Below are 16,137 nucleotides of genomic sequence, written 5' to 3'. Positions count from 1 at the left end.
ACTCCTTTATGTTTTAATAATCTGAAATGATGACCTGTTGAACCGGATATGATTAACTTGAACGTTATAACTGAAATAATTGAGATGCCGTATGGGATAAGGAGAATTATCCTTCGACCCGGTAAACACTCTTAATGCGGCGAATGACGCTGAGTGATTCAAAATGTTTTAACACTTTATCCATGCTTGCCTTACTTGCATTATGTGTAACGATAATGATCTCAGCATCCGGGTTGTGCTCATTCGGCTGTTGAACAACCGACGCCAGACTGACATCATATTCTGCGAAAATTTGTGTGATTTGTGCCAATACACCGGCTTTGTCGTCTACGTGTAGTAAAATAAAGTTTTTCGACACGATCTGCTCGTCGCTTTGTAGTCGCTTAATTTTATAAGGCACAATTGCTTTGAGACCGTTCACGCCAAGTTTAAGGTTTTTGGTAACCGCCACAATGTCAGCTACAACCGAAGTTGCCGTTGGAAGTTCTCCCGCACCCGCACCGTAGAACATCGTCTCCCCTACAGCTTCACCGTGTACATATACTGCGTTGAACACACCGTTGACTGAAGCAATCGGGTGATTCTGTCTAACCATTGTCGGCTGAACGCTGATCGTGATCTCATCGCCAATACGGTCCGCAATACCAAGTAACTTCATCTCATATCCCAATCTTTTGGCATACATAATGTCTTCACGAGTTACGGAGGATATTCCTTTAACGGTTACATCCTTCAACTCCACATTGGTGCGGAAACCGAGTGTACTCAAGATCGCCATTTTGCGAGCTGCGTCAAGTCCCTCCACATCGGAAGTTGGATCCGATTCGGCGTATCCCAGAGCCTGTGCTTCAGCCAGTACTTCTTCATAGGATGCACCTTCCTGACTCATTTTGGTCAGAATAAAGTTCGTTGTTCCGTTCACAATCCCCATAATGCGGGTAATCCGGTCAGAAGAGAACCCTTCAATCAGCGTACGAATGATCGGAATCCCTCCAGCAACACTCGCCTCATAGAATACGTCACATTGCTTCTCCTGGGCCTTCGCCAAAATCTCTGTACCATGCAGTGCCATGAGATCTTTGTTTGCTGTTACGATATGTTTCCCACGTTCCAACGCTTCAAGAATATACTCCTTCGTCTGATCAATGCCGCCCATGACTTCAACGATGACATCAATATCCGGATGACGAATGACTTCCCAAGGATCTTCCGTAAGCTTGGCACGATCTACAGCAATAACACGTTCTTTCTCTGTATTTTTCACTGCGATCTTCTCGATGACAATCGGCGATCCAACCTGACTGCTCAGATCCTCCTGATTCCCTTCCACAATGCGAACGACTCCCGTTCCGACAGTTCCCAGGCCCAACAATCCGACTTTTACTGGTTTCACTAACGATCTACCCCCTAATGTCTATTCTTGTCCATCAGTCCTGTATGTTAAAGCCTAATTACCCTTGGCCTACAATACGTGTACGTCTTACGCCAGGCATATCTTGCATTCGATCCAGCATTTCACCAATTTCACCGTGAAGATGTGTCGTTTCCACCGAAATGACAACATTGGCTCTTCCTTGAAGCGGGATACTCTGATTAATCGTGAGTACATTAGCTCCATAACCAGCTACATGTCCAAGTACACGTGACAAGATACCCGACTGATGCTCCAGATCAATGGAGATCGTTACAATTCTCTCGCGCTCAAGCTGGTTGATCAGATGGATTCCATCTTTGTACTTGTAAAAGGCACTCCGGCTTAATCCGACCTGTTCAACCGCCTCATGCACTGTTTTAACATCACCAGAAGCCAGTAGTTCTTTTACCTGCATGGTCTTCACCACAGCCTCTGGTAAAATATCTTCCCGTACTAAGTAATAGCGTTCGTTCACAGAACGTCCTCTCCTCAAAGACTCATGTATTCATATAGTGGACATTATATAGGATCTATGGCAAAAGGGCAATACATGACACGCCTATTTTTTGAAATACGTTCCTCACAGTATACAAGTTTATCCCTCTCTCATGTCAGGAAAAAACAAAAAAAACGCAGAGTTGCGGGTCAACTTCCCACTTCTCTGCGTTCCTATATCGATCTGTCTCTCCACGGAAGACGGCTACTTAATAGTAACTGCTGCCTTCCACGAATTCGAATTCAAAGTCTCCAATACGCACGATGGTGCCTTCTACAGCCCCGCGCTTACGCAACTCAGCGTCCACACCCATATAACGAAGTGTACGTGCGAGTTTCAGTATAGCTTCATGCGAGTTCAATTGCATCCGTTTCATCATGCGGTCAATCTTGGCACTTTCGACAACGAACATTTCGTTCTCACGCACAATTTTGAAACCATCATCTTCTTTTTTGTCCAGACTGTATACTTTACGTTCAGATACATCTGCTACCTCTTCAACCACTCGCTCGTCTGGAACCTGATCCAGCAGATCAGCTGCACGATAGAGAAGTTCTTGAATCCCTTTCCGGGTCAAGGATGAAATTGGCATCACTTCAATATCAGGTTGAACCTCACGAACTTGCTGTAAAAATTGCTCCAAGTTCGCTTCAGAGTCTGGCATATCCATCTTGTTAGCTGCTACAATTTGCGTTCTCTCGGCGAGAAGCGGATTGTACAACTTCAATTCGTCATTGATTTTCTGCCAGTCTTCAAAAGGATCGCGTCCTTCCGAACCCGACATATCTACAACGTGAACAATAATGCGAGTACGCTCGACATGACGCAGGAACTCATGTCCCAGTCCGACTCCTTCATGCGCACCTTCAATCAGTCCAGGCAAATCGGCCATGACAAAGCTTCGGCCTTCTCCTACACCGACCACACCCAGATTCGGTGTAATGGTTGTGAAATGGTATGCCCCGATCTTTGGCTTGGCTGACGAAACGACAGAAAGCAATGTGGATTTCCCGACACTCGGGAAACCAACCAGACCAACATCTGCCATAACTTTCAGTTCGAGTACGATGTAACGCTCTTGTCCTTCTTCACCGTTCTCAGCAAGTTCAGGTGCAGGATTGTTCGGTGTAGCAAATCGGATGTTACCCCGTCCGCCCCGACCACCACGAGCAATAACAACCTGTTGACCGTGACGTGTCATATCCGCCAGTACTTCTCCACTGTCTTCATCCAAGATGATAGTTCCTGGTGGAATGCGCACAATCATGTTCTCCGCATTTGCACCATGCTGACTTTTATTACGTCCCTTCTCACCACGTGGGGCCTTGAAGTGGCGCTGGTAACGGAAATCCATCAACGTACGCAAACCTTCATCCACGCGGAAAATGATGTCAGCTCCTCTGCCTCCATCGCCCCCTGCAGGTCCGCCGTTTGGTACATACTTCTCACGACGGAACGAAATAATTCCGTCCCCTCCGTCTCCGGCTTTTACATAAATCTTCGCTTTATCTACAAACATTGGTTAACCCCTTCTTCCTATATTCCACACGGCATTCTGAATTGTATAAACGTGTCCTCAGACGGAAACTGCTCCGTTCTGACTTTTTTTCCTTTGAGTACGGCAGTAAGCTGCCGCAGTGTTTCCGGATCGGGTGTTTGATCCCCATCCAGTCGGACAACCACATCTCCATGATCCTGTCCGAAGTTTAAGGTCAGTTTGCGAACCTCTCCCCAAGAAGACCGGCCGCCGCCATATTGATAGGCCCTGATTGCATCCGCAATCGCCCCGGTAAGTGACTCGCCATCCTCGGGAGAGACCAGAGCACTAAGCTGCAACTCATCTTCTATTTCCACATGCAAGTCCAGCGCAATTCCACTGGCGCGAAAAGACTGAAGATAAAATACGAGGGAAGGAATACCTAATCTGGAGATTCGGCTTTCTTCTGTAACCCGCTCTTTTATTCTTTCCACACATTGCAAGGATTTATCAAGTTTGCCCAGCCGAAGATATCCATATAACACCTGAAGGTCGTTCATCCAGTCGTGTCGATGATGATTTAATGAAGCAATTGCTGTTTTTTCCATGGATTGTATGATGGCTCTACGTTCCGCCTCCGCCTGTTTCTTCATCGCATTCACAGAAATGAGCAATACTGCGACGGACCACAATGCGCACACGACGCTTGAGATCATCGCCGGATACAACATAACGAAAACCAAAGGAATCAGAAGTGAACATGCCGCAATCCACGGCACTCTTTTCCAAGATTTCATGGCTTCTCCCCGTTCTACAAAACTCGGTTGGTCTACACCCACCGTAACCAAGTATAACATGTCTTTTCTGCCAGTTCATTATCGAATAACCGTTGAATACAAAAAACCTTCGGCAAAAATGCCGAAGGCTCCTTAGGCGGAATGCCGATATTACGCTTCTACTGCTGCTGCTACAGGAGCAACATTAACAGGATAGATGCTTACTTTTTTGCGGTCGCGTCCCCAACGTTCGAATTTTACAACGCCGTCGATTTTCGCGAACAAAGTGTCATCTTTACCGATGCCAACGTTAGTTCCTGGGTGAATTTTCGTTCCGCGTTGGCGAACGAGAATGCTACCACCAGTTACAGTTTGACCATCAGCACGTTTAACACCCAGACGTTGAGCATTACTGTCACGTCCGTTCTTCGTGGAACCTACACCTTTTTTCGATGCGAATAACTGAAGATTTAATTTCAACATGATTGGTTGTCCTCCTTCTTTGCTTATTTGAATTGCTGTATTTTAATATACTTCCCGTATGACTCTGCAATATTAGAGAGCATAACCACCATGGATTCGAGTAACAATTGTACCTGGGACCAGGTTTCCCCTCTCTCTAACAAAGGTAAAGAACCGCTTAAAAAGCCATTCTTCATCTTGGCATCCATTTCGACACCGGTCAATGTTTCAATCGAGTTCACCGTACCCACTGTAACAGCGGATACCCCGGCACATACGATGTCTTCTCCCCGCTTGGCAAAATTAGCATGCCCTTCAATGGAAAAACGTTCGATGTTCCCGTCCTCATCACGAAAGATTTGAACGATAATCACTTATCGCACCTTCTTTACGCTTTGATTGTTTCGATAGTTACTTTAGTGTACGGTTGACGGTGACCTTGCTTCACATGGTAGTTCTTTTTAGGTTTGTATTTGTATACGATAACCTTTTGTCCTTTGCCATGTTTCTCCACTTTAGCCGTTACAGTAGCTCCGGAAATCAATGGTGTACCTGCTGTCAAACCTTGATCGTTAGATACAGCCAGGACACGGTCGAACGTTACGCTTTCGCCATCGTTCGCAGTCAATTTCTCGATGAACAGAACATCGCCCTCTTGGACTTTGTACTGTTTGCCGCCTGTTTCAATAATTGCGTACATTTGCCTTGCACCTCCTCATGTCTCAGACTCGCCCGTTCTCAGGTGACAGTGTCCTTGCGGAACTGTTCTTATACCCGGCCAGTGCGGTTACAGCATGTGCAAGACCATTAGGCTAAACACATACTTGAAGATTATATCACGCAATATATCAAAAATCAATGCAAAGGTGAAATATATCTTTTTCCCGTTCCATGGCAGGAAGAACACGGCTCCACATAGGGCAACGTACTTTCTTCCCGCACTTTCTTACGGGTAAGTTCGAGCAAACCCAGCTTGGTCCAACCCATTACAAACGCTTTGGTCCGATCCTTCTTGAGCTCACCCTCCAAGGTTGCCGCGACTTCATGCCGATTCGAAGCTTCCTCCATATCAATGAAGTCGACAATAATCATGCCACCGATATCTCGCAGACGCATCAGACGAGCAATCTCCACTGCTGCCTGTATGTTGGTCTCTGTCACGGTATCTTCCAGACTGTCACCGCCAGCTCCCGTATATTTGCCTGTGTTCACATCCACTACAGTCAGAGCTTCGGTATGATCAATGACAATGTATCCGCCTCCGGGCAACCACACTTTTCGGGCAAAATCCTTATTCAACTGTTCCTGCACACCATAGGCAGCAAAGATGGATTCTGTTCCCCGATACACCTGTACTTTGGGTTGATGACCAGGACTAATCTCTTCAAGCAATGCTTTTACCTCACGGGCTTGTCCTTCACTATCAGTGATGACTTCGTCACTCCCTGGCGTATACACATCTCTGATGATTCGCTGTACCATGCTATGATCCCGATGCAAGAGGCTTGGTGAAGGCAAACTGTCCGCTTTTTCACGAATCAGATACCACTGCGCGCGTAATGTTTCCAAGTCCGACTTAATGGCTTCATGCTGCTCTTCTCCAGATACGGTCCGAATAATAAGTCCTTCTTCATCCCGCCTCAGTTGCTCCCCAAGTGCCTTAAGACGGGAACGATCCCCTTCACGGGCAATTTTCTTGGATACCGCTACATAGTCAGCAACAGGCATGTAGACAAGCCAACGGCCCGGGAGTGAATAATGAGTCGTCACCCGGGCTCCCTTGCCTCCTACCGGTTCTTTCAGAACCTGAACAATGACTTCCTGACCCGGACGAAGCAACTCCGAGATGGAAGGCTTCACCTTGGGCTGCTTCTCCAGATGGGGATGCAACACATCGTCCACATAGAGAAACGCATTTTTTTTCTGACCGATATCCACAAAAGCAGCCTGCATACCTGGTAACACATTCACGACCCGTCCCTTGAAAAAGGAACCCAGCAGTCCACGCTCGCGTGTACGCTCTGCCGTAAATTCCACAGCTTTGCCTTCTTCCAGAAGCGCCATTTGCATGAGGTTATGTTCATTATGTACTATCATTTGTTTCATGGCTTCACCTCTAGAAGACAATTCAATTCATCCACATCCATTTCAATATCTTTTCAATTCTCATTGTACATGTATTAACCCATTTTAGAACAGGTCCACCAGAACTCTACAATTTATCACCATTTTGTTGAAAATAGGAACCGATAATCCGTTGCTCAGGCAAGACGGCCATAATTCGACCCTGTCTGTTCATCACGTATACCATATGGTATCTTTCTCTCTTTAATAGACGCAAAATAGTGTCCAAAGGTTTCGCCGGAAATGAGATTATTGGCTGCGCCAAACTGCCGGTAGCCGCATGACGAGCGAACACACCCTCGCGATTCATGAGAAAACGGATGAAGCGATAGGGCACATTTCGGTAATCCGTTACGTTGGAATAGAACAAAAAAAGGCCGATTAACAGAATGTTGAGCGGTAAGCCGTAGTCCCCAGTAAACCATCGGCTGATAGCATATAAAATAACCCCTACGCTACATAGAATGCTAATTCTGTAAGTCCACATTAATGTTGTATAGTAGGGTGCCCACAGACTGACAAGCGCCTGAACAATTTTACCTCCGTCCAGAGGAAGTACAGGCAGCAGATTAAATAGGGCAATGAGCAGGTTCCCCTGAATGATATAGTTGAGAAAAACCGGCTCGCCCAGATTGCCATACTGCAACAGCAAAACCACACCAACCATCAGCATGTTTTGTAATGGACCTGCCAGAGCAATGATGATTTCCCGGTAGGCCGTGATCGTACCTCCATCTTCGATAACCGCTACTCCTCCAAAAGGAAGCATCTGGATCGACAAGACACGATAGCCCAGAAGGGCAGCAGCCGCAGCATGTCCACATTCATGAATAAATACGATGGCAAACAACGTAATAAGCTCAATAAAATGTCCAGTCAGAAGGGAGGCCATCATGATAATTACAAAAAACGGATGAAACGTAATGCGTACTCCCCATACCCTAATCAAGGGCAACGACTTCCGCCGGGTCTACGTACTCCTCACCCTCTTTGACTGCAAAATAGAGCGTGGCCGGTTGTTCACCACCCGTAGCCTTAAGACTCCCCACTGGATTCCCCGCTTCCACCCAGTCATTCACGTTCACTTCACTTTCGTTCAGCCGACCGTATATTGCCGTGACATTGCCTGTATGCTGGATGACAACTGTGAACCCACTTGCTGCATCGCCGATAACCTCCATGACACGTCCAGCATCAGAACTTGCGACCTGTATAAGTTCTGCACCTGCGGCATCCGGAACGATCTCAATTCCCTTCATGCTCAGCGCGAATGGCTGAACAACTGTGCCTGAGATCGGTTTCCCCAGTAACTGCCTTACTTTCAATCCGTTCACGGCATCCGTCGTATGTCCGAGGACCGGAAGAAACGAAGGTGTTCCTCCAAAGTGCCGTTCATACCAGGCCGCGGCTGAGGCAAAATCCATATCCCGATGGAGTGCATCCGCAATTACTGTTTTGGGTGATGTCGTCCACGATGTATCCAACTGAAATAGCCCCCACACTCCGCCAAATATCAAAGCGCTAATAACCGTCCGTTTGAGAAGTGACTTGAACAGGTTGAATCTCGAATGCCCCCCTGGAACGAAATGACCATTCTCTTTTTTCCATAACCATTCCGGATCTCTTTCCTGTATCCCCTCACTAGGCGCAAATGGTTTCGGGTGTATGATCTCATTCTTGTCCAACAGTGAACCTACTTTTTGCTCCTGTAAGACCTCCACAGTGGCACCATCCATCAGTCGCCGAATGCGTTCTTCTCGTCTCTGCTTAATTCTGAGTTTCGTGTTCATGGAATATCCTCCCGCCGAGGCTTGTTTACTACATCCTATGAAGAGGTGGTTGATAATATGAACAAGCCTGCCAGCAGGTAACAAAAAAAGCCGGGCTATAAGCCACGGCTGTCATGTAATCAGATAATGAATAAGTCCATTTAAATGAATTAACCCATTCCGAAGAACTTTTTGAAACGAGTGAAAGCTCCCTTTTTTTGCTCCAGCTGCATCAATGGAACCGTATCTCCCAAAATGCGTCTTGCAATGTTACGATAGGCAATCGCCGCAAGTGAATCCGGATTCATGACCGTAGGTTCTCCTGAATTGGCAGCTTTGATGACCAGTTCATCATCAGGCACGATGCCAATCAGGTCAATATTAAGTACTTGTAAAATACCATCGATATCTAACATGTCACCCGATTTAACCATATTATTGCGAATTCGATTCACCACCAGCTTTGGTGATTGAATGTGTGAACTCTCCAGCAGGCCGATGACACGATCCGCATCACGCACTGCAGCATTTTCCGGTGTAGTAACCACGATGGCCTGATCTGCTCCTGCTACCGCATTTTTGAAACCCTGCTCTATGCCGGCTGGGCAATCAATAATGACGTACTCAAAATCTTTTTTCAATTCAAGGATAATATCCTTGACCTGTTCTGGCGACACTGAGTTTTTGTCTCTCGTCTGCGCAGCAGGCAACATGTATAATTCTTCGAAACGCTTGTCTTTGACCAAAGCCTGATTCAGACGGCAGCGGCCGTCCGCAACGTCGCACAGATCGTAAATAATACGGTTTTCGAGTCCCATCACGACATCCAAATTACGAAGGCCGATATCGGTATCTACCAGACAAACCTTTTTGCCGAGCAGCGCCAGCGCTGTCCCGATGTTTGCCGAGGTGGTTGTTTTACCCACGCCGCCTTTACCCGAAGTGATCACGATCGCCTCTCCCATGAGCTACACTCCTTTAAACACATTAAAATCTCGGCGTAACCGAACGATATTGCTCATTTTGTCTATCTGCATCTGATTGTCCTGTAAGTAAGCAAATTCCATTCCGGTCTCTCGGCTCTCCCATTCATCGGGAGGACGACTGATGATATCCGCAATCCGTAGCTGCGTCGGTGCAAATACCGAAGCGGCAATGATCGCTTCCTCGTCCCCGCCAATTCCGGCATGAGCCATACCTCTGAGTGAACCCAACACATATATATCTCCGGTACACGTCACTGTGCCCCCCGGATTGATATCCCCAAGAAACAGGAGATTTCCTTCATGATGAAGCACCTGACCTGAACGCACCATACCACACATGGTTACAATCGGCGGCGGTCCTTTAACCTCCGGTTGGAGTGCAGGTGAGTCGATGGATCGAATAAGCAGATTCCCTTTTTGCTTCAATATATCGAGGATTGCTTCTTTCTGGTCCTCTGTCACTTCGCGGGCACCCAACTTGATATCCACATGAACAATCGGTCCGGTCAAAATATTTTGATGGCTGTGTTCCAGCTTATAGCGGAGCTCATAGAGCAATTCCTCGAATTCACATTGATCGTCCAACAGGAAAACCAGGCCGTCTCGGATGCCTTTAATCGTTACGTGATTCGATTTTACCGTCATAAGCCTGTCCCTCCCATCTCATTACATTTCGTGCCCGGGGCCCCAAGTTCCTGCTTTGCGCTCCATAAATGTATTTAGGAAGCTTCCTCTGTCTTGCTCCGTCTCTTGCCGATCCGCTCCAGTTGTTTCCGAAGGGGGACATATATGATCAAGGCAAACACAAAATGAATGAACAAATTAGGAATCATGTATTCAATCAACGCCCAGTCAAAGGTCACGTGGTTAAGTTGGAAGAGCTTGTACAGGAAAAATAGCATGGTGTCATTAAGCAGACTTCCCAAAATGACAACCGATACCATAACCGGCAGTGGTGCACGTGGTGCTTGAAAAATGAGTCCCATCATGTATGCCGATAAACCCATCGAGAATCCATAAGGTCCAATCATCTCGCCATAGAATACGACATCATGCAATAGTCCAAAAAATATACCGAGTACTAGTGCCGTGTGACGATGATGATATACAGCGATAAACAAAATGACGATATAGACCAGATTGGCAGAAATACGCATCTGCCAGCCAGAAGGGATGAGCAGCGGCAAAATTGTGCCTTCCGCAATGAACAAAACGAATAGTAACAGGAACAAAACTTGCTTACGTGTTACCATTATTCTTTTACCTCAGGCGGGATAATGACAATCAGCTCTTTCCAATCAAGGAAACTGGCGTATGGTTTGATAATCGCAGTCCGCGTTAAACCGTACTCCCCAACTTCAACCTTTTCCACTTCACCAATCCGCATATACTTGGGAAAGTTATTGATAATCCCTGAAGAGATGATCTCATCACCCTTTTTGATGTTTGAATCCTCCGAAATTTTGGTCATCTTGAGCATGCCCGTCTTCGGATCGTAGCTCTCAATCATACCAAATACTTTCTCTTTACCTACTGCCGTTGCTGCAATGGCATTGGATGTCGGATCATTGGCATCCATGGACGTTAGCAGATTAACCGTTGATGTATATGAGCTGACATGACTGATCACGCCGACCAGCCCTTCCTGGGAGGTAACGGCCATCCCCGGCTTGATTCCCGCATTTTCACCGATATCAATGTTAATGGTTCTGCTATTCGGATCCGAATTGGCACTGATAACCTGAGCAATTCGTGAACCGTAATTATAGCGATTCTTCTGTTCTTCTGTGAAATTGAGCGCTTTCTGAAGCTGCTCATTCACTTGCTCCATATCATTGTACTTCAGCCGATCCCGGGTATAGTGACCCATCGCGATACGAAGCTCTTCATTCTCTTCATATACCGTACGCATGTTCGCTACATCTTTGAAAAAGCCCGCTACATAGGAAGCGGGCTTGTAAAATACGTATTGTACAAATCCAACTGAATCCTTCAGGAATTTCTCCGGCCAGGATAGAGTGGTTCGCGGACTGAGCGTAAAGCCCATTAACGCGATAAATGTAACAAGGCCCACCAGCAAAACAAAAAGTCTTTTGTTGCCTAGCAGTTTAAACAGTTCGAACACCCTCTAACATCCATATTCTCTTCCGAGCCATGCCCGGCGGGGAGACTGTCAGACCTGTAGTCCCTGCGAGAATATCAGCCGATCCTCCCCTGTTAAGCGGGTAATAGCTCATCCCCGGGGTTAACCGGGTCCTCTATAAAGATATCTTGCCACTTGGTCGCTATGCCAAGTTAGGCAAATACCAATTAACGTTTGGAACGAACGGCCGAACTGCTTCTGCTTTTGAACAAATGAATATTCTCTAGCGCTTTACCTGTTCCGATTGCTACACAATCCAGCGGGTTCTCAGCCACAATGACAGGCATTCCTGTCTCACCAGCGAGAAGCTTGTCCAGGTTGCGAAGCAACGCCCCACCACCTGTAAGAACGATACCCCGATCCATGATATCGGCAGCAAGTTCAGGCGGGCATTTTTCAAGTGTTACTTTTACCGCTTCAACAATTGCATTCACGGTATCAGCCAGCGCTTCACTGATCTCGTCCGAAGTAATCGTAATTGTCTTCGGCAGACCTGTTACAAGGTCACGTCCACGAATTTCCATCGTTTCTACTTGTTCCAATGGCATAGCTGATCCGATGTCCATCTTCAATTGCTCCGATGTACGTTCACCGATCATGAGATTGTATTGGCGTTTGATGTACTGGATAACGGATTCATCCATCTCGTCACCTGCTACACGAACCGAACGGCTCGTAACAATACCACCAAGAGAGATAACAGCCACTTCCGTTGTACCGCCACCAATATCGACAACCATACTACCTGTTGGTTCCCATACAGGCAGATCTGCACCGATTGCAGCTGCAAAAGGCTCTTCAATTGTATAGGCTTCACGTGCTCCAGCCTGTTTGGTTGCATCTTCAACCGCACGTTGTTCTACTGCTGTGATCCCGGATGGTACACATACCATTACGTTTGGATGACGTTGGAACATGGAGCGCTGTTTCTGCGCCTCACGGATGAAATATTTGATCATTGTTGCCGTTGTATCGAAATCGGCAATAACGCCATCTTTCATTGGACGAATGGCACGAATGTTACCAGGTGTACGTCCAATCATTTTTTTGGCGGCTTCACCTACTGCCTCGATGCTATTTGTATCTGTCCGTATAGCGACAACCGAAGGTTCTCGCACCACAATTCCTTTTCCTCGTACATAAACCAACGTATTTGCTGTCCCCAAGTCAATACCCAAATCTTTCGTAAAACCACCAAACATAACATAATCTCCTTTTCTGCCTCATATAGCCGCTCCATTATGATCCAGAGCGTAATAATTTCATTCCCACGCAACACGTGGAGCTAATATTCGCATTTGTTTTTTTGCATTAGTAAAGTGAACCTATCTTTTACGGACAACGCCGTTAACATTCATAGGAAAACATCAACGCCAACCATTATATTATACTAAGCCCTTCTCCTTCAAACTTACGTACGTTCCATCTCCGATAATAATATGATCAAGCACGTCAATGCCAACAATAGCACCTGCTTCAATCAGTCTCTTGGTTATTTGGATATCCTCCGGACTGGGCGTAGGATCACCACTCGGATGGTTGTGTGCGCACACAATCGATGCGCTGCTGCATTTGATGGCAGCCCGGAACACTTCACGTGGATGTACAATCGAAGCGTTAAGGCTGCCCATGGAGAGTGTTTCCTGGGCAATAATATGATTTTTGCTATTCAGAAAAAGACACACAAAATGTTCTTTTTGCAAGTAACGCAATTGTTCGATCAGAATGTCAGCTGCATCACGGGGTGTACGAATTGAAGTCGACTGCGTGAGTCTGCTTTTGGCAATCCGATGACCCAGCTCAATGCCAGCTTTCAATTGCACAGCCTTGGCATTGCCGATTCCTTTCATCGCGGTCAGTTCTTCCAGACTCAAATCCATCAACGAGCGAATGCCACCCGCTTCGGCCAGAATCCGCTGTGCCATATGCACCGCGGATTCCTGTCTTGTGCCTGTTCGAAGTAAAATCGCCAGCAATTCAGCATGGCTTAAGGCGCCCGCCCCGTATTCCATCATGCGTTCTCTCGGGCGTTCTTCCTGGGGGATGTCGCGCATCATGTATTGAGGCGACTCCATATGTTCCCTCTTTTCATTTCACAACATTTGGCTTCATTCATGTTCGTGGCAACACATGTACGCCGAACCCGTCCAACATATCACTTAGCAAGGATAGCGGCAAGCCAACCACATTAAAATAACATCCTTCAATGCGGTCGATCAGTGAAGCACCAATGCCCTGAATGGCATATGATCCTGCCTTATCTGAAGGCTCACCCGTCTGCACATAGGCACGGATGGTCGCATCCGTCAGCTCTTTCATCGTTACATCGGTCTGGCGGTAATGAACTAACGACTGTCCATTGCCCGCATCAATACAAGCGACACCCGTAAACACCCGATGTACGCGGCCCTGCAGCCGGGATAACATACGTTCAGCATCCGCTTCGTCTAAAGGTTTGCCTAGAATCTCACCATCCAGAACAACAACAGTGTCACTACCAACAATAATGGCTTCCTGCTCACGGCCTTCAAGCCCGCGATACACGGCAAGCGCCTTGCGCAAAGCAAGCTCCTGTACCGTCTGTTCAGGTGTCCACTCTGGTGGTGTATCTTCATTGGCATGACTTGGTATTACATCAAACGCTAGGTGGAGTGATGCGATCAGTTCTTTGCGCCGAGGCGATGTGGAGGCCAGAATAATAGGGCGCTGTTGAGTGTTATCCAAAATGAACGGCTCCTTATGCCACGGCAACATCCTGTCCGGATCACGATAATAGATGTCACTGGTTTAATTTTTTTTCGTCATAACTCGTCATTCTCCTACAGTCTGCGATACAGCCACACAGCGGCAATCATACCGATCAGACTCAGAAGGCTCATTTGAAATTGAAGTGAAATATCATAACTGATAATATCCAGATCAGCCTGCGGCGACCAACGTATGGTCGTGGCTTTCGTAAGAAAGGCTACTGCCTTAACAGGCTGCAGTGCCTTGGCGATCCACGCTCCGGCCATCCAGCCGAGCAGCAGAAACAGCAATAACATGCCGAAGTTTTTTTTCATCGGTAATCTTCCCTCGCCATTTTTTGACACCCACATTATTATACGGGGTTTTGTACGTCAATACAAACACAAATCCGGCAAGGGGAACTATTTCCAGTTCCTTGCCGGATAGGTATTTCCAAGCGTTGTTATGGGAAAGAGCATGTTACTGCTTTATCGCTTCGAGCCATTTTTTCTGCTGCAGTACATATTCCATCAGATCGGACTGCACGGACCACATGTGCACATCATCCGGGTTTTTGTTGTACTCCGAGATAGCCGTAATTGCACTGTTCATTGATTTCTCCATTCCGCCAATAATAGGTTGTACATCTGCGGTCAGACCAGGTGTAATACTATTCAATCCCGTCATCCATGACTGATGCTTATTCTGAATCGCGGTCATCGTTTCTGTAGAGACTGCTGCCGGAGCAGACTGTCCCAGCTGTTGAATGGACAAGGTAGATAATTGTTCGACCAGTGCAGAACTGTTTGTGAAGAAAAGCTGCACATCCTCTTGCTTGCCACCGAATATAGCCGGATTGATCTCAGGGTTCACGATCTCCTTGACGTACAGTTCAACTCCTTGGGCTTTTAGCCTGGAGCTAAGTAGCTTGGCCTCTTCACGATCAGCCGAAATGCCTGCATATACTCGATTGCCATCTTCAGGATCAGAACCTGCGGCTATACCTGCCTGAGCCAGCTCAAGCTTGGCCTGCTCAGCTCGTTCAGGAGAACTGAATACACCGTATTGGAGTGCATAATACGTGCTGCCAGTCGTAGCTGTCTGAAGCTGTTGCTCTGTACCAGCAGCCCCCTCCTGACCCGTCACGGTGGAAACCGCCTGATTGACGGGAAGAAGATCACCTGGCTTGGCGGCTCCTTCTTTATTAAAAAATGAGAGAATAACCATACCAAAGAGTGCTCCGGTAACAAGCGCCCCGGTAACAGAACCAATCATTTTCCATCCCCTTGGAGGGCGATTGCGTTTGTACGAATAGTTCTCCGAATCTGCAAGCCAGTCGTGGCCTTGATCATCATGGGTATTGGACAGATCACAACGCTCTTCCTCCGGATTATCGGTGTGATTAACATAACCGTAACCGGAACGGTTCCCAAAATAATGGGCCTCATCCAAGTTCAAGTTCGAATCATGGCTCACCCGCTCGTCAGGTTCAGGTACAGTAGAGCTTGTCAGCACCGTCTCTCCCCAGTCTCCGGGGATATCCTCAGGCGTCCATGATGGGGTTGTATCCATCTGCTTAGGCGTTAGCGGTTGATTATGCGGTAATTCTTCACTTAACGTCACCAATGGACTGGACGCGGATATCCTCTTGTTTTCAGGCTTGTCCGACTCTTGATCCCCGAAGCGAAACGTCATTCTAGCATTGCTCACCCGTACCCTCTCCTTTGTCCCATTTATATCAGCTATATGCAGAGACTGGAGAA

19 protein-coding genes and 1 other annotated feature are annotated in these 16,137 nt (G+C 47.1%); all 19 genes read right to left on the bottom strand.

Annotated features, from left to right (window positions below):
* Positions 1 to 106 precede the first annotated feature (106 nt).
* The gene (locus tag NSQ38_RS11825) at positions 107 to 1,393 is read right to left on the bottom strand and encodes a homoserine dehydrogenase (protein WP_017692626.1); all 1,287 of its coding nucleotides are present in this window, start codon (positions 1,391 to 1,393) and stop codon (positions 107 to 109) included.
* Positions 1,394 to 1,451: 58 nt separating this feature from the next.
* Entirely contained in the window at positions 1,452 to 1,889 is a 438-nt protein-coding gene (locus NSQ38_RS11820; RefSeq protein ID WP_017692625.1) for an ACT domain-containing protein, read from the bottom strand.
* Positions 1,890 to 2,118: 229 nt separating this feature from the next.
* A complete protein-coding gene (gene obgE, locus NSQ38_RS11815) occupies positions 2,119 to 3,429 on the bottom strand; it encodes a GTPase ObgE (protein WP_076216952.1) in 1,311 nt (436 codons plus the stop codon).
* 17 nt (positions 3,430 to 3,446) lie between these two features.
* Entirely contained in the window at positions 3,447 to 4,244 is a 798-nt protein-coding gene (locus NSQ38_RS11810; RefSeq protein ID WP_235193928.1) for a Spo0B domain-containing protein, read from the bottom strand.
* Between the two features lie 90 nt (positions 4,245 to 4,334).
* Positions 4,335 to 4,646 carry a 50S ribosomal protein L27 gene (rpmA, locus tag NSQ38_RS11805; RefSeq protein WP_017692622.1) on the bottom strand — a complete coding sequence of 104 codons (312 nt, stop codon included), beginning with the start codon at positions 4,644 to 4,646 and terminating at the stop codon, positions 4,335 to 4,337.
* A gap of 23 nt (positions 4,647 to 4,669) precedes the next feature.
* A complete protein-coding gene (locus NSQ38_RS11800; protein WP_036605912.1) occupies positions 4,670 to 4,999 on the bottom strand; it encodes a ribosomal-processing cysteine protease Prp in 330 nt (109 codons plus the stop codon).
* A gap of 14 nt (positions 5,000 to 5,013) precedes the next feature.
* Positions 5,014 to 5,325 carry a 50S ribosomal protein L21 gene (gene rplU, locus NSQ38_RS11795; protein ID WP_017692620.1) on the bottom strand — a complete coding sequence of 104 codons (312 nt, stop codon included), beginning with the start codon at positions 5,323 to 5,325 and terminating at the stop codon, positions 5,014 to 5,016.
* Positions 5,326 to 5,339: 14 nt separating this feature from the next.
* Positions 5,340 to 5,424, bottom strand: a sequence feature (ribosomal protein L21 leader region).
* Between the two features lie 56 nt (positions 5,425 to 5,480).
* Entirely contained in the window at positions 5,481 to 6,731 is a 1,251-nt protein-coding gene (locus NSQ38_RS11790) for an Rne/Rng family ribonuclease (protein WP_339789360.1), read from the bottom strand.
* Positions 6,732 to 6,837: 106 nt separating this feature from the next.
* A complete protein-coding gene (locus NSQ38_RS11785; protein ID WP_339789357.1) occupies positions 6,838 to 7,698 on the bottom strand; it encodes a M50 family metallopeptidase in 861 nt (286 codons plus the stop codon).
* On the bottom strand, positions 7,691 to 8,539 hold the full coding sequence (locus NSQ38_RS11780; protein ID WP_339789354.1) for a M23 family metallopeptidase: 849 nt from the start codon (positions 8,537 to 8,539) through the stop codon (positions 7,691 to 7,693). The genes NSQ38_RS11785 and NSQ38_RS11780 overlap by 8 nt, the downstream gene beginning before the upstream one ends.
* A 149-nt stretch (positions 8,540 to 8,688) precedes the next feature.
* Positions 8,689 to 9,483, bottom strand: a complete 795-nt coding sequence (gene minD / locus NSQ38_RS11775; RefSeq protein ID WP_053783092.1) for a septum site-determining protein MinD — start codon at positions 9,481 to 9,483, stop codon at positions 8,689 to 8,691.
* 3 nt (positions 9,484 to 9,486) lie between these two features.
* Positions 9,487 to 10,149, bottom strand: a complete 663-nt coding sequence (minC, locus tag NSQ38_RS11770) for a septum site-determining protein MinC (RefSeq protein WP_017692615.1) — start codon at positions 10,147 to 10,149, stop codon at positions 9,487 to 9,489.
* 74 nt (positions 10,150 to 10,223) lie between these two features.
* Positions 10,224 to 10,757, bottom strand: coding sequence for a rod shape-determining protein MreD (gene mreD, locus NSQ38_RS11765; protein WP_036605906.1), 534 nt, complete (start codon positions 10,755 to 10,757; stop codon positions 10,224 to 10,226).
* The gene (gene mreC / locus NSQ38_RS11760; protein WP_047841182.1) at positions 10,757 to 11,629 is read right to left on the bottom strand and encodes a rod shape-determining protein MreC; all 873 of its coding nucleotides are present in this window, start codon (positions 11,627 to 11,629) and stop codon (positions 10,757 to 10,759) included. The genes mreD and mreC overlap by 1 nt, the downstream gene beginning before the upstream one ends.
* Before the next feature lie 185 nt (positions 11,630 to 11,814).
* Entirely contained in the window at positions 11,815 to 12,849 is a 1,035-nt protein-coding gene (locus NSQ38_RS11755; RefSeq protein ID WP_017692612.1) for a rod shape-determining protein, read from the bottom strand.
* Between the two features lie 183 nt (positions 12,850 to 13,032).
* Complete coding sequence (gene radC / locus NSQ38_RS11750) at positions 13,033 to 13,722, bottom strand: DNA repair protein RadC (RefSeq protein WP_076216949.1); 690 nt, start codon at positions 13,720 to 13,722, stop codon at positions 13,033 to 13,035.
* 37 nt (positions 13,723 to 13,759) lie between these two features.
* Positions 13,760 to 14,401: a Maf family protein gene (locus NSQ38_RS11745; RefSeq protein WP_339789351.1), complete on the bottom strand. Its 642-nt coding sequence runs from the start codon at positions 14,399 to 14,401 to the stop codon at positions 13,760 to 13,762.
* Between the two features lie 65 nt (positions 14,402 to 14,466).
* On the bottom strand, positions 14,467 to 14,709 hold the full coding sequence (locus tag NSQ38_RS11740; RefSeq protein ID WP_047841183.1) for a DUF4321 domain-containing protein: 243 nt from the start codon (positions 14,707 to 14,709) through the stop codon (positions 14,467 to 14,469).
* Positions 14,710 to 14,854: 145 nt separating this feature from the next.
* Positions 14,855 to 16,084, bottom strand: coding sequence for an SPOR domain-containing protein (locus tag NSQ38_RS11735; RefSeq protein WP_339789348.1), 1,230 nt, complete (start codon positions 16,082 to 16,084; stop codon positions 14,855 to 14,857).
* Positions 16,085 to 16,137 lie beyond the last annotated feature (53 nt).

It is taken from the genome of Paenibacillus sp. FSL R7-0313, from assembly GCF_037969885.1.
Lineage (GTDB): Bacteria > Bacillota > Bacilli > Paenibacillales > Paenibacillaceae > Paenibacillus.
The sequence above is the reverse complement of the archived record's forward strand: the minus strand, read 5'-3'. Positions and strand labels throughout refer to the sequence as shown.